Source organism: Streptomyces sp. NPDC047917 (assembly GCF_043204345.1).
GTDB classification, from domain to species: Bacteria; Actinomycetota; Actinomycetes; order Streptomycetales; family Streptomycetaceae; genus Streptomyces; species Streptomyces sanglieri.
Map to the genome: position 1 here is coordinate 186162 of NZ_JBIDCA010000004.1, position 13000 is coordinate 199161.

At 73.1% G+C, this 13000-nt stretch carries 12 protein-coding genes and 1 riboswitch; of the genes, 6 read left to right on the forward strand and 6 right to left on the reverse strand.

The genetic code is table 11. From position 1 onward, the window contains the following. Positions 1–34: 34 nt before the first annotated feature. Positions 35–107: riboswitch (cobalamin riboswitch) on the reverse strand. 102 nt (positions 108–209) lie between these two features. The 3 genes from ACGF8B_RS10640 to ACGF8B_RS10650 all read left to right on the forward strand — a co-directional run bounded on the left by ACGF8B_RS10640 (position 210) and on the right by ACGF8B_RS10650 (position 3744). Continuing rightward, positions 210–1529, forward strand: a complete 1320-nt coding sequence (locus tag ACGF8B_RS10640) for a precorrin-3B synthase (RefSeq protein WP_392737410.1) — start codon at positions 210–212, stop codon at positions 1527–1529. Positions 1530–1609: 80 nt separating this feature from the next. Further along, entirely contained in the window at positions 1610–2236 is a 627-nt protein-coding gene (locus ACGF8B_RS10645; protein ID WP_342281741.1) for a precorrin-8X methylmutase, read from the forward strand. 2 nt (positions 2237–2238) lie between these two features. Continuing rightward, on the forward strand, positions 2239–3744 hold the full coding sequence (locus tag ACGF8B_RS10650; protein WP_392736748.1) for a precorrin-2 C(20)-methyltransferase: 1506 nt from the start codon (positions 2239–2241) through the stop codon (positions 3742–3744). Here ACGF8B_RS10650 and ACGF8B_RS10655 read toward each other — a convergent pair. Next, positions 3729–4517 carry a cobalt-precorrin-6A reductase gene (locus ACGF8B_RS10655; protein ID WP_392736750.1) on the reverse strand — a complete coding sequence of 263 codons (789 nt, stop codon included), beginning with the start codon at positions 4515–4517 and terminating at the stop codon, positions 3729–3731. The genes ACGF8B_RS10650 and ACGF8B_RS10655 overlap by 16 nt on opposite strands. Positions 4518–4528: 11 nt before the next feature. On the opposite strand from ACGF8B_RS10655, the gene ACGF8B_RS10660 reads away from it, so the two are divergent. Then, positions 4529–5644, forward strand: coding sequence for a cobalt-precorrin-5B (C(1))-methyltransferase (locus ACGF8B_RS10660; RefSeq protein ID WP_392736752.1), 1116 nt, complete (start codon positions 4529–4531; stop codon positions 5642–5644). A gap of 28 nt (positions 5645–5672) precedes the next feature. Here the strand turns inward: ACGF8B_RS10660 and cobM are convergent, their stop codons facing one another. From cobM to ACGF8B_RS10675, 3 genes are all read right to left on the reverse strand, one after another. After that, positions 5673–6422 (reverse strand): precorrin-4 C(11)-methyltransferase, encoded by a 750-nt coding sequence (cobM, locus tag ACGF8B_RS10665; RefSeq protein WP_392736754.1) that lies wholly within the window; start codon positions 6420–6422, stop codon positions 5673–5675. Further along, a complete protein-coding gene (gene cbiE / locus ACGF8B_RS10670) occupies positions 6419–7681 on the reverse strand; it encodes a precorrin-6y C5,15-methyltransferase (decarboxylating) subunit CbiE (protein ID WP_392737412.1) in 1263 nt (420 codons plus the stop codon). The genes cobM and cbiE overlap by 4 nt, the downstream gene beginning before the upstream one ends. Positions 7682–7990: 309 nt before the next feature. Continuing rightward, a complete protein-coding gene (locus ACGF8B_RS10675; RefSeq protein WP_392736756.1) occupies positions 7991–8509 on the reverse strand; it encodes a DUF402 domain-containing protein in 519 nt (172 codons plus the stop codon). A gap of 159 nt (positions 8510–8668) precedes the next feature. Between ACGF8B_RS10675 and ACGF8B_RS10680 the strand changes: the two genes are divergently transcribed. Together ACGF8B_RS10680 and ACGF8B_RS10685 are read left to right on the forward strand one after the other, a co-directional pair. Then, positions 8669–9913: an MFS transporter gene (locus tag ACGF8B_RS10680; RefSeq protein WP_392736758.1), complete on the forward strand. Its 1245-nt coding sequence runs from the start codon at positions 8669–8671 to the stop codon at positions 9911–9913. Positions 9914–10669: 756 nt separating this feature from the next. Beyond that, positions 10670–11272: an ankyrin repeat domain-containing protein gene (locus tag ACGF8B_RS10685; RefSeq protein ID WP_392737414.1), complete on the forward strand. Its 603-nt coding sequence runs from the start codon at positions 10670–10672 to the stop codon at positions 11270–11272. 95 nt (positions 11273–11367) lie between these two features. Here the strand turns inward: ACGF8B_RS10685 and ACGF8B_RS10690 are convergent, their stop codons facing one another. After that, positions 11368–12015 (reverse strand): GntR family transcriptional regulator, encoded by a 648-nt coding sequence (locus ACGF8B_RS10690; protein WP_392736760.1) that lies wholly within the window; start codon positions 12013–12015, stop codon positions 11368–11370. Positions 12016–12076: 61 nt separating this feature from the next. Beyond that, the gene (gene cynR / locus ACGF8B_RS10695; protein WP_392736761.1) at positions 12077–12985 is read right to left on the reverse strand and encodes a transcriptional regulator CynR; all 909 of its coding nucleotides are present in this window, start codon (positions 12983–12985) and stop codon (positions 12077–12079) included. Between the last annotated feature and the right edge of the window lie 15 nt (positions 12986–13000).

The window sequence follows — 13000 nt, forward strand, 5'->3', positions numbered from 1 at the left end:
TCCCCTGCTCGACGGAGTCGAGGGGCGGGGAAGGGAGTTCCTGACTCGCCCGGCCGGGGCCGGGCTCACAGTGGCGGGACCGTGCCGGAATCGCACCGGACTTCCTCCCCTGTCGCCGTCTGTGGCGACGACGTGCCGGATGGCCCGTCACAGGCATAGTAAGCGCCGGTCAACCGATGGAGGCATACGGATCCGGTCGGATGGTCGGTATGCTCGCCGCCATGCCCCCACCTGCCACTTCGCCTTCGCTGCCCGCAGACGCGTCTGCCCGGGACCGCGGTGACGCCTGCCCCGGCACGCTGCGGCTGCACCGGGCGGACGACGGCGCGCTGGCCCGGGTCCGGGTGCCCGGTGGTCTGCTGACGGCGGTGCAGGCGGACGCCCTGGGTGCGGCGGCGGAGTCACTGGGCGATGGTGAGTTGCATCTCACTTCGCGCGGCAATGTGCAGTTGCGCGGGCTGAGCCCCGACTGCGGTGGCGAACTGGCCGACCGGCTGGGCGGGGCGGGGCTGCTGCCCTCCGCCCGCCACGAGCGGATACGCAACATCGTGGCGTCGCCGCTCTCGGGGCTCGACGGCCGGGGAGCGGGGGACGTCGGACCGTGGCTCCGGGCGCTGGACGCGCTGCTGTGCGCGGGCGGGCGGACGGCCGGGCTTTCGGGCAGGTTCTTGTTCGTGCTCGACGACGGCCGGGGCGATGTGGACGCGCTGGGCGGCGATGTGACGCTGCTGGCGCAGGACGGCGCAGCGGCACTGCTGAGGATCGGCACGGCCCGGACCGTGGTGCGGATACCCGGTGCGCGGGCGGCGGAGGCCGCCCTCGTGGCGGCGGAGATCTTTCTGGAGCGGGCGTCCGGCACGGGTGCCTGGCGGGTGTCGGACCTGCCCGGCGGTGCCGGCCCTCTTCTCGACGAGGTCGTACGGCGGTTGCGGGAGAAGGATCCCGGCACCGCCGTCACCGAGGACCGTGGCTGTCCGCGCGGCTCGGACGGCCCGGCACCCGGGGTGGTGACCGGCCCGCACGACCGGGCCGCGCTGTCCGCCGGCATCCCCCTGGGCCGGATCACCCCGGCGCAGTGGCGGTCGCTGACGGACACGGCCCGGCACCGGGGACGTGGTGAACTGCGGCTGACCCCGTGGCGCGGGGTCGTCGTACCGGGGGTGGAGTGGCGGCGGGCGGCCGGGCTGCTGGACGGGCTGGGGACCACCGGCCTCGTCGTCGGAGCCGGCTCCCCCTGGACCGGGGTGGGTGCCTGCATCGGGCGGCCCGGCTGCGCGAAGTCGCTGGCCGACGTGCGGGCCCGGGCGGCGGCCGTGGTGGGGCCCGCGGGTCTGCTGCCGGTGTACTGGTCCGGGTGCGAACGCCGGTGCGGCCATCCCCGCGGCGAGTGGGTCGATGTGGTCGCCGTCCCCGGCGGACACCGGATCTCCGTCGTACGGGGCGAGGAGAGGGGCACACCGGTGAGCGTCCCCGACAGCCCCGGCGGGCTCGCCGAGGCGGTGGCCTCGGCCCGCGGTACGCGCGGCTGACTCCGTACGCCCGCCCCCCTGTACTCGCAGTACTTGCTGTACCCGACCGTTGCACGCCCGAGGAAGAAAGCGAAAGCACTGTGCACCAGTACGAGAAGGACGGACCGGCGATCTATCGCCAGTCCTTCGCCACGATCCGCGCGGAGGCGGATCTCGCGGGCCTGCCCGCCGATGTGAGCCGGGTCGCGGTCCGCATGATCCACGCCTGCGGGATGGTCGACCTCGTCCGCGATCTCGCTTTCACCCCGGACGCGGTCGCCCGTGCCCGTGCCGCGCTGCGGGGCGGCGCGCCCATCCTGTGCGATGTGGCGATGGTCGCCAGCGGTGTGACGCGCAAGCGGCTGCCCGCGGACAACGAGGTGGTGTGCACCCTGTCCGACCCGTCGGTGCCCGGGCTGGCGAAGGAGCTGGGCACCACGCGCAGCGCCGCGGCCCTGGAGCTGTGGCGCGACCGGCTGGACGGTGCGGTGGTGGCCGTCGGGAACGCGCCGACCGCCCTGTTCCGGCTGCTGGAGATGATCGAGGAGGGCGCGCCGCGCCCCGCCGCCGTCATCGGCGTGCCGGTGGGCTTCATCGGGGCCGCCGAGTCCAAGGACGCCCTGGCCGCGCACCCGTCCGGACTGGAGCATCTGATCGTCCGGGGCCGTCGCGGCGGCAGCGCCATCGCGGCGGCCGCCCTCAACGCGATCGCCAGCGAGGAAGAGTAGACGTGAGCGAGCAGAAGACGGGCCGGCTGTACGGGGTCGGGCTCGGCCCCGGCGATCCGGCCCTGATGACCGTACGCGCGGTGGAGATCATCGCCGAGGCCGATGTCGTCGCCTATCACAGCGCCCGGCACGGGCGGTCCATCGCCCGGTCCATCGCGGCGAAGCACATCCGTGCCGATCATGTCGAGGAGCCGCTGGTCTATCCCGTGACGACGGAGACCACGGATCACCCGGGCGGTTACCGGGGAGCGATGGAGGAGTTCTACGCCGGGGCGGCGGCCCGTCTGGCGGCGCATCTCGACGCCGGGCGGACGGTCGCCGTGCTGGCCGAGGGCGACCCGCTCTTCTACGGCTCGTACATGCACATGCACAAGCGGCTCGCCGACCGGTATCCGACCGAGGTGATCCCGGGTGTGACCTCGGTCAGCGCGGCCGCCGCACGCCTGGGCACCCCGCTCGTCGAGGGCGAGGAGGTGCTGACGATCCTGCCCGGCACGCTGCCCCAGGAGGAGCTGACCGCCCGTCTCGCGGCCACCGACGCCGCCGTGGTGATGAAGCTGGGACGTACGTTCCCCGCCGTGCGCGGCGCCTTCGATGCGTCCGGTCGGCTGCCCGAGGCGCGTTACGTCGAGCGCGCCACGATGGCCGGCGAGCGGGTCGGCGACCTGGCCGACGTCGACCCGGAGTCGGTGCCGTACTTCGCGGTCGCGGTCCTGCCGAGCAGGATCGGGGCGTCGCGGCCCGGAGGCGCCCCGGAGGGTGGCGAGGTGGCCGTGGTCGGCACCGGTCCGGCCGGTCCGCTGTGGCTGACTCCCGAGACGCGCGGGGCACTGGCCGCCGCCGACGACCTGGTCGGCTACACCACGTATCTGGACCGGGTGCCGGTCCGGCCGGGGCAGGTGCGCCACGGCTCGGACAACAAGGTCGAGTCGGAGCGGGCCGAGTTCGCCCTCGATCTGGCGCGGCGCGGACGGCGGGTGGCCGTGGTGTCGGGTGGCGATCCCGGGGTCTTCGCGATGGCGACCGCCGTCCTCGAAGTGGCGTCGCAGGACGAGTACGCGCAGGTGCCGGTGCGGGTGCTGCCGGGGGTGACGGCGGCCAACGCGGCCGCGGCCCGGGCCGGTGCGCCGCTGGGCCACGACTACGCGACGATATCGCTCTCCGACCGGCTCAAGCCGTGGGAGGTGATCGCGGAGCGGCTGCGCGCGGCCGCGACGGCGGATCTGGTGCTCGCGCTGTACAACCCCGGCTCGCGCAGCCGGACCTGGCAGGTCGGCAAGGCTCGTGACCTGCTGCTCGAACACCGCTCGCCGGACACTCCCGTGGTCCTGGGCCGGGATGTGGGCGGGCCCGCCGAGAGCGTGCGGACGGTACGGCTGGCGGACCTGGACCCCGCCGAGGTCGACATGCGCACGATCCTGCTCGTCGGGTCCTCGCAGACGCGCTGGGTGGAGCGCGGTGGGGGACAGCAGATCGTCTGGACTCCCCGCCGCTATCCGGAGGGCTGAGCCGGATCCGCCGTCGCCCACCCGTGGTGGAAGAAGTGTTCGCGCAGCCAGGCGACGGCCCCCTCCGGACCGTCGACGACCGGGATGCCCCGGGGCACCGGCGGCCGCCGCACCACCACGACGGGGATCCGTGCCTCGCGGGCCGCGGCGAGCTTGGGGGCGGTGGCGGCGCCGCCGCTGTCCTTCGTGACGACCACGTCGATGCGGTGACGGCGGAGCAGCTCGCGCTCCCCGTCCAGGGTGAACGGGCCCCGGTCGAGCAGCACCTCCATACGGGCGGGGTACGGCGCCTCGGGGGCGTCGACCGAACGCATCAGGAACCACAGTTCGTCCAGGGCGGCGAAGGCGGCCAGCCCCATGCGTCCGGTCGTGAGGAAGACCCGCCGGCCCAGCGCGGGCAGCGCCGCCGCGGCCTCGGCCAGCGAACCGGCCGGGTGCCAGTCGTCGCCGGCGCCGGGCACCCAGCCGGGCCGACGCAAGGCCAGCAGGGGAACATGGGCCCCGGCGGCGGCCGCGGCCGCGTTGAAACTGATCGTTCCGGCGAAAGGATGGGTGGCGTCGATGAGCGCGTCGACCCGGTGGGTACGCAGCCACGCGGCGAGCCCGTCGGCTCCGCCGAAGCCGCCGATGCGGACCTCGCCGGGCGGAAGCCTCGGACCGGCCACCCGTCCGGCGAGCGAGCTCGTCAGCCTGGCCCCGGCCGGGAACACCTCCACCAGCAACTCGGCGAGGCGGCGGGCCTCCGTCGTGCCGCCGAGTACGAGTACATGCATCGGATCCATCCATGGGTGAGATTGAGGGCGGGCGCAGCGCCCAGCTGAAACACACCGGTCTGCGGCCCGGCTGGACCACCGGCGCCTGTGCCACCGCGGGGGCCACCGCCGCGTACACGGCCCTGCTGACGGGCGACTTCCCCGACCCGGTGTCGATCACCCTACCCAAGGGGCAGACGCCCGCTTTCGCGCTCGCGGTGGAGGAACTGGCCGGGGGGCGGGCGACGGCCGGGGTGGTCAAGGACGCGGGCGACGATCCCGATGTGACGCACGGTGCTCTGGTCCGGGTGACCGTGCGCCTGCTGCCGCCGGGCTCGGGTGTGGTGTTCCGGGCCGGGCCGGGCGTGGGTACGGTCACGCTGCCCGGGCTGCCGCTGGATGTCGGGGAACCGGCCATCAATCCGGTGCCGCGGCAGATGATCCGCGACCACATCGCCCGGGTCGCCGCGGAGCACGGGGGCGCGGGGGACGTGGAGGTCACCGTGTCGGTGGACGACGGCGAGGAGATCGCCCGCTCGACGTGGAACCCGCGTCTCGGCATCCTGGGCGGTCTGTCGATTCTCGGCACGACCGGTGTGGTGGTGCCGTACTCCTGCTCGGCGTGGATCGACTCGATCCGCCGCGGGGTGGACGTGGCCCGTGCCGCCGGACACACGCATGTGGCCGGGTGCACGGGTTCCACCTCGGAGAGGACCGTGGTGTCCGAGTACGGACTGCCGGAGATCGCACTGCTCGACATGGGGGACTTCGCGGGCGCGGTGCTCAAGTACGTCCGTCGTCATCCGGTGGACCGGCTGACGGTCTGCGGGGGCTTCGCGAAGCTGTCGAAGCTCGCCGCCGGGCACCTCGATCTGCACTCCGCCCGGTCCCAGGTCGACAAGCCGTTCCTGGCAGGGCTGGCGCGGCTCGGTGGTGCGGACGAGGCGCTGGCGGCCGAGGTGGCGGCCGCGAACACGGGGCTGGCGGCACTCCGGTCGTGCCTCGCCCGGGGTGTTCCGCTGGGGGATCTGGTGGCCGTGGCGGCGCGGGACGAGGCGCTCTCGGTGCTGCGGGGTGCGCCGGTCGCCGTCGATGTCATCTGCATCGACCGGGCGGGCACGGTCGTCGGGCGCAGCACGGTGCGCTGACCGGCCGCCCGGCCGATGCGGTGGCCGGTCAGCAGACGTGGCGTTCGCGGCCGGGCGAGTAGAGGTGGCTGTCGTGGAACTGCTCGGCGCCCAGGGTGCGGCCGACCATGATGACGGCGGTACGGATCACGCCCGCCGCCTTCACCTGCCCCGCGATGTCGTCGAGGGTTCCGCGCAGGACGACCTCGTCCGGGCGTGAGGCCAGCGCCACGACGGCGGCCGGGCAGTCGGCCCCGTAGTGCGGCAGCAGTTCCTCGACGACGCGGTCCACGTACCTGGCGGCGAGGTGGAGCACGATCAGGGCGCCGCTGCGGCCCAGGGTGGCCAGGTCCTCGCCCTTCGGCATCGCGGTCGCGCGGTGGGCGATCCGGGTGAGGATGACGGTCTGGCCGACGGTCGGTACGGTCAGTTCCCGCTTGAGCGCCGCCGCGGCGGCCGCGAACGCGGGTACGCCGGGCACCACTTCGTAGGGCACCCCGGCCTCGTCGAGCCGGTGCATCTGCTCGTTGACCGCGCTGAACACCGAGGGGTCGCCCGAGTGCAGCCGGGCCACGTCATGACCGGCCTCGTGGGCGGCCAGCAGTTCGGCGGTGATCCGGTCGATGTCGAGTTGCGCGGTGTCCACCAGGCGGGCGTCCGGGGGGCACTCGGCGAGGAGTTCCCGGGGCACCAGGCTGCCCGCGTACAGGCACACCCCGCAGGAGGCGAGGGTGCGGGCGCCGCGCACGGTGATCAGGTCGGCCGCCCCGGGGCCGGCTCCGATGAAATACACGGTCATCTGTTGTCTCCTGGGTGTTGCGCGGGCTCGGGTGCCGAGTGTTCCGCTTCGGGACCGGTCAGGGGTTTGCGTACGGACCACTGGGTGACGGGCATGGCCTGCCGCCAGCCGGTGAAGCCGCCGACCGGCACGGCGTGCGCGACGGCGAGCCGGACCAGTTCGCCGCCGTGTTCGCGGTGTGCCCCGGCGAGCAGTGCCTCGGACTCCAGTGTGACCGTGTTGGCGACCAGGCGTCCGCCGGGCGGCAGCGCCTCCCAGCAGGTGTCGAGCAGGCCGGGCACGGTCAGCCCGCCGCCGATCAACACGGCGTCGGGCGTGGGAAGTCCGGCCAGGTTTCCGGGCGCCGCTCCGGTGACCACGCGCAGGGCCGGTACGCCGAGCCGGTCGGCGTTGTGTGTGATGCGTCGTGCGCGTTCCGGGTCACGTTCCACGGTGATCGCACGACAGGAGGGGTGGGTCCGCATCCATTCGATCGCGATGGATCCCGAGCCTCCGCCGACGTCCCAGAGGAGTTCGCCGGGGGCGGGGGCGAGCACACCGAGGGTCGCGGCCCGGATGTGCCGTTTGGTGAGCTGCCCGTCGTGTTCGTACGCCGCGTCGGGCAGACCGGGTACGGCGCCCAGGCGCAGGGCTTCGGGGGCGCGCCGGCATTCGACCGCGATGACGTTCAGTGGGTCGCCCGGTGGGTGCGGCCAGTGGTCCGCGGTGCCTTCCAGGCATGCTTCGTCCGCTCCGCCGAGCTGTTCGAGCACGCGCAGCCGGCTCGGGCCGAAGCCCTGTTCGCGCAGGAGCGCGGCCACGGCGGCGGGGGTCCGGGCGTCCGGGCTGAGGACGAGGACCCGCCGGCCGTGGTGCAGGGCGGCGGCCAGCCGGGCGGCGGGGCGGCCGACCAGGGTGACGACCTCGGTGTCCTCCACCGGCCAGCCGATCCGGGCGCAGGCGTAGGACACGGAGGACGGGTGGGGCAGGATCCGCAGCACGTCGGTGCCGAGCACTTCGGTGAGGGCCCGGCCGATGCCGTAGAACATCGGGTCGCCGCTGGCCAGGACGGCGACCCTGCTGCCGGCGTGCGTGGCGAGCAGGCCGGGAACGGCGGGCCGCAACGGCGAGGGCCACGGGATCCGTTGTCCCCGGCAGGACGCGGGGAGCAGGCCGAGTTGCCGTTCGCCACCGATGAGGACCTGTGCGCCGATGAGCTCCGTACGCGCCGCGTCGGGCAGTCCCGCCCATCCGTCGGCGCCGATTCCCACGACGGTCACCGCAGGTGGGAGGGGTTGTTCGGGTGGTGCGAGAGTCACGGACGGTACCTCGGTGTTCAGGGGACGACGCAGCCGAACTCTACTGTCCGGCCGTGACCGGGCAGCGGCCAGGTGGCCGCCGTGGGGACCTGCGCCGGGGAGTGGCATTCCTCGGTTGCGTGGCGAGTGACCGGGGACGGCCGGATCGCATCGTCGCGGACACGTGCCACCGGCTCCGCTCGGCCGAGGACGAAGATCCGGTCGTTCTTGACCGCCGGCACGCTCGTCGGCGGCCGCACTCGGTCGCGGTCGCGGTCGCAGTACGGCCGGTCAGTATGCGGACATCCTGGCGAGCCATGACCTGCGGCAGTAGCCGAAGGGCTCGGCGTCCTCGGTCAGCGCCGCTCTCAGCTGCTCGGCCGTTGTTGTCGCCCGGGCGATCACGTCGGGCGGGTAGCCGTACCGGACCCGGTGGTCGGCGAACTCGTCCTCGTCGTCGACGAAAACGGTTCCCCCGTCACGTGTGCGGCAGACGTCGAGGTCCAGGTCGATCATGGTGACCTCGCCGGGGTGCAGCCACCGGGACGGGGTGGTCACATCGCAGTAGGCGTCCAGCCGTGCGGGAGCCGCCTGGAACAACCCCGTCCACCAGGCGTCGCGGGGAATGACCATCACCCTGGCTTCCCGCGTGGCGTAGACAGGGCCCTCGGTTCCCCTGCTGTACACGGTGCCGACCGGCGTCCCGAGCCAGGCCCCGTGCTCGTCCTCGCCCAGCCGGACCGCGGAGTGGTGCCAGTGCAGGCTGCCGTCGTACTTGCGGACGGAGACCAGCACCTCAGCGGCGTTCATGGCCGAGACGGTACAGCGGCGGGTGGTTCACCGTCCGCCGCACAACCGCCGGTTGTGTTTTCCGGACAGGTCGGTTGTTTGATCTCGCTGTCCCTCGCCCGCTTTGATACCGACGTTCAGCGCGCGGTTGTTTCGGAGTCGGCGAGAGGTGCATCGGGCATGGCGGGCAGGCAGGCTCTGGGGCGGCGGTTCGGCTGGTTGTGGGCGGCGTACGCGGCCAGTGCGTACGGCACCGGGCTCGGGTTCGGTGCGTTTCCCCTGATCGCGGTGCTCGTACTGCACTCCGGGCCGACCCAGGTGGCGGTGCTGGCCGCGGCGGGCCGGGCGGTGGGGGCGGCGCTCGCGGTGCCGCTCGGGCCGTGGGTGGAGTTCCGCCGCAAGCGGCCGGTCATGATGGCCATGGACCTGACCCGGTTCGCGGCCCTGATGAGCGTCCCCGTCGCGTTCGCGTTCGGACTGCTCGGCTTCGCCCAGCTCCTCGTCGTCTCCGTGGTCGTCGCCGCGGCCAGCATCGCCTTCAACGCGGCCAGTGGCGCGTATCTCAAGACGCTCCTGCCGGCGGAACACCTGCTCGTCGCGAACGGCCGGTTCGAGTCCACGACGTGGACCGCGACGATGGTCGGACCACCGCTCGGCGGGGCTGCGATCGGGCTGTTCGGCCCGGTGACGACCGTGGTGGTCGACGCGGTCAGCCATCTGCTCTCGGCGCTGGGCATCCGCGCCATCGGCGGGACGGAACCGCGTCCCGCACGGACCGGCGAACCCCGGCTGCGGGCGGGCGATCTGCTCGCGGGCTGGCGCCACATCCTCGGCCACCCCGTGCTGCGTCCGCTGCTCTTCAACTCGATCGTGGTCAACGGCCTGATCATGGCGTCCGAGCCGCTGCTCGCCGTGCTCCTGCTCGGCCCACTCGGGTTCTCCCCCTGGCAGTACGGACTCGCGTTCGCGGCCCCCTGCGTCGGCGGCCTGATCGGCTCACGTCTCGCGCGCCCGCTCGCGGCACGGTTCGGGCAGCACCGGGTGCTCCGCATCGCCGGAGCGCTGCGCGCGTGCTGGCCCCTCGGGCTCGCGTTCGTCCGGCCCGGCCTCCCCGGGCTCGTCCTCATCATCGTCGTCCAGTTCGGCCTGGTGACCTGCTGTGCGCTGTTCAACCCGCTGCTGTCCACCTACCGGCTCGGACACACCGACCCCGGCCGGGTCGCCCGCACCCTGACCGCGTGGTCGATCAGCAGCAGCGCCGCCATCGCCGTCATGACCGCCGGGTGGGGTCTGCTCGCCGCCGTCACCGGCCCTCGCGTCGCGATCGCCGCCGCCGGAGTCCTCCTCCTCGTCACTCCGCTGCTGCTCCCGCGCCGTGAGAACGCTCCGCTGGACACGGCAAAGCAGGCCGCAGGCCTCTTGTGACCGTTCGGTCCCCGTCTCGGTCACATGGCAGTGGGCGTCTCCAAAAACCCGTCCGGAAGCGAGATTTCGGCCTGTGCGGGCGGTCCGGGAGCACCCCCTTCGGCCGAGTCGGACCGGGAGCGGCGCAGCGTCACCGTGGCGGGCCTGCGCGGGGCCATGCCTCCGGAGGTCGCCGCGCCGTGGGCACGGATGGTTCCGGTGGACGGTGAGCCGTTTCGGTTCACCGTCCGGACCGGCAGGGTCCGGACCGGCAGGGTCCGCCGCGGCACGGCCCGGATCGGCACGGCCCGGATCGGCCGGGCCCGGATCGGCCGGCCTCAAGGCGCGGGCGTACGCGCGTACCCGTGGGCGAGAAGGCCCACTGTGCCTTCCGGGCAGCGGAGTCGGGGTGCTCGGGTGCCGCCCTGTTCAGGGTGACGAAGGTGCCGGTGGGGCGCGCAGTCGCGGCGCGTGGGGGAGGTGGCCGGCCGCGCATCGGCCGATCGGGCGACCCCGGTGTCGTCCCGACGTCCGCGCATCTCCCTCCGGTTCGGCGACGGCGTGGGCCGCCGGGCACGCCAGCATGGACGGTGCGGGCCCGCACCGTCCGGGGCCCGCGCCCACGGACTGAGAGGAACCATGTCTCCGACACGACGCGCCGCCCTCCTGATCGTTCCGCTCTTCGGCCTGGTCGCACTGGGGAGCGCGTGCGACGCACAGTCCGACGGTGACGCCGCCGCGCGCAAGCCTTCGGTCACCGGTTCCGGCGCCCCGTCCATGAAGCGGTCGGCCGCCGACCGCGAGCTGCTCGAAGCCGCACGTTCCGGTGACACCGGCAGGGTGCGCGGTGCGATCGAGCGGGGCGCCGACCTGGAGACCCGCGACGAGAACCGCCGTACTCCGCTGCTCCTCGCTGCCACCGGTGATCACGTCAAGTCCGCCGAGATCCTCGTCGGTGCCGGGGCCGACCCGGATGCGCTGGACCAGCAGCACGACACACCGTGGCTGGTGACGGGTGTGACCGGCAGCGCGGCCATGGCCCGGACCCTCGCGGCGGCCGGCCCCGACTACACCGTCGTCAACCGGTACGGCGGCACCTCCCTCATCCCGGCCGGCGAACACGGCCATGTCGCCTACGTGCGGGAAGTGACCACCAACCCGGACATCGACGTCGACGTGAACCACGTCAACGACCTCGGCTGGACCGCGCTGCTGGAGGCCGTCATCCTCGGCGACGGCGGAGAGGACCACCAGGAGACCGTGAAGCTCCTGCTGGCGGCGGGTGCCGATCCGGCCATCGCCGACAAGACCGGTACGACCGCGCTCCAGCACGCTCGGCAGCGCGGGTTCGACGAGATCGCACGGCTGCTGGGCAGGTGAGGCGGACCGGGCACCTGTGGTCCGCCGGAGCCTACGTCCGAGCGCTCGCGGGGCGGCCCGGTGCCGGGCGTCACGCCCGTGCCGGACCGCCGCGCTCAGTTCTGGGACTTGCGTCGCGCGGCGGCCGCGTTGCGGCCCGTCACCAGGTGTTTACCGGCCAGCCGTTCGACGCCGGCGACGTCCCGCTCCGCGATCGCCCGGTACAGCCCTTCGTGCTCCTGCGCGACGCCACCGAGGTCGTCGTGCTGCCCCAGCAGCCAGCGCATCCTGCTGCGCAGCGTGCTCTGGAGCTCGTTGAGGAGTTCGTTGTCGGCCAGCTCGGTGACCGTCTCGTGGAAGTCTGCGGCGGCACGGTGGGCCCGTACGGCGTCCCCCTTGTCCGCCGCCTTCAGCTCGGCGTCGAGATCCGCGCGCAGCTTTTCGAGGCCCGCGCGGGTACGCCGTTGGGCGGCGAGCCGGAAGGTCAGTGTCTCCAGTGCCGCGCGGACCTCGTCCAGGTCCTCGACGTCCGCCGGTGTGAACTCCCGTACGACGGCCCAGGTACGCGGCCTCGGCGTGACCAGACCCTCGGTGACCAGTGCTTTCAGGGCCTCCCGAATGGGCAGCCTGCTCACACCGAGCTCCGCGGCGAGCTCGCGCTCGACGAGTTTGCTGCCCGGTTCACGCACACCGTCGATGATCTCGTCACGCAGCTGGCGTGTGACCCGCTCCGACTCGGGCTCGAACTCCCCAGACCCTGTCATGTCCTCAATTCTCTCATCACTCGACGTCAGTGTTCGGCAGGCCGTCCGCGGGACGGGGTGCTCAGGCAGGTGCGTAGCCGCGTGCGGTGACCAGGTCGCGGGCCAGCCGGGTGAAGGCTCGTGCGGCGGCGCTCTCGTAGGCGCTCTCCCGGTGCAGCAGTGTGGCGACACGGGCGGGCAGCGGAGGGTCGATGGGAATGGGGCTGAGATGCGGGTGGTCGTCCGTTACCGCGTCGGGCAGCACGGTGGCCAGCAGCCCGGTACGCCGGACGATCTCCGTGAGGGCCTGGATGGTGTTGGCCTCCACGGCGATCGGCGGGCTGACGCGATGCGTGGCGAAGTAGCCGTCGATGTGAGTCCGGGTGGCGAAGTCGCTGCTGAGCAACGCGAGTTGCTGGTCCGCCAGATCGCGTACCGGCAGCGGCCGGTCCCCCCGGTCCCGGGCGCGGTCCGTGGTGACGACCAGGCCGAGGGTCTCGGTGAACAGTGCGGTCGCGGTGATGCCGGGCAGATGGGTGCCCGCGAAGGCGATGCCCAGGTCGAGGTCGTCGGCCAGCAGGCTCGCTTCGATGCGGTCCTGGGTCATCTCCCGCAGATCCAGCGTGATGCCGGGATGGTGCGTGTGCAGCGCCTCCACCAGTGGGCCGATGAGGTAGGCGGTGAAGGTCGGCGTCACCGCGAGGCGCAGATGCCCCCGGGAGAGGTCGGCGACATCGAGTACGGCACGGTCGGCGGCGGCCAGCTCCCGCAGCGCCCGCCGAGCGAAGTGCACATAGGCCTCGCCCGCATCGGTGGGCCGGACGCCACGGCCACCGCGATCGAGCAATTGCACACCGACGACGCGCTCCAGTTGCTTGATCTGCTGCGAGAGCGTCGGCTGTGAGATGTGCAGTTCTTCGGCGGCGCGCGTGAAGTTGCCGTGCTCGGCCACCGCGATCAGATAGCGGAGGTGACGTAGTTCCGGACCCATGCCCGAAGTATAGAG

Coding starts and splice junctions, on each gene's coding strand:
- ACGF8B_RS10675 (WP_392736756.1), bottom strand. CDS start 8,509: ATGAACGCCGCTGAGGTGCTGGTCTCCGTCCGCAAGTACGACGGCAGC.
- ACGF8B_RS10660 (WP_392736752.1), top strand. CDS start 4,529: ATGGGTGAGATTGAGGGCGGGCGCAGCGCCCAGCTGAAACACACCGGT.
- ACGF8B_RS10640 (WP_392737410.1), top strand. CDS start 210: ATGCTCGCCGCCATGCCCCCACCTGCCACTTCGCCTTCGCTGCCCGCA.
- ACGF8B_RS10680 (WP_392736758.1), top strand. CDS start 8,669: ATGGCGGGCAGGCAGGCTCTGGGGCGGCGGTTCGGCTGGTTGTGGGCG.
- cobM (WP_392736754.1), bottom strand. CDS start 6,422: ATGACCGTGTATTTCATCGGAGCCGGCCCCGGGGCGGCCGACCTGATC.
- ACGF8B_RS10655 (WP_392736750.1), bottom strand. CDS start 4,517: ATGCATGTACTCGTACTCGGCGGCACGACGGAGGCCCGCCGCCTCGCC.
- ACGF8B_RS10690 (WP_392736760.1), bottom strand. CDS start 12,015: ATGACAGGGTCTGGGGAGTTCGAGCCCGAGTCGGAGCGGGTCACACGC.
- cynR (WP_392736761.1), bottom strand. CDS start 12,985: ATGGGTCCGGAACTACGTCACCTCCGCTATCTGATCGCGGTGGCCGAG.
- ACGF8B_RS10685 (WP_392737414.1), top strand. CDS start 10,670: ATGAAGCGGTCGGCCGCCGACCGCGAGCTGCTCGAAGCCGCACGTTCC.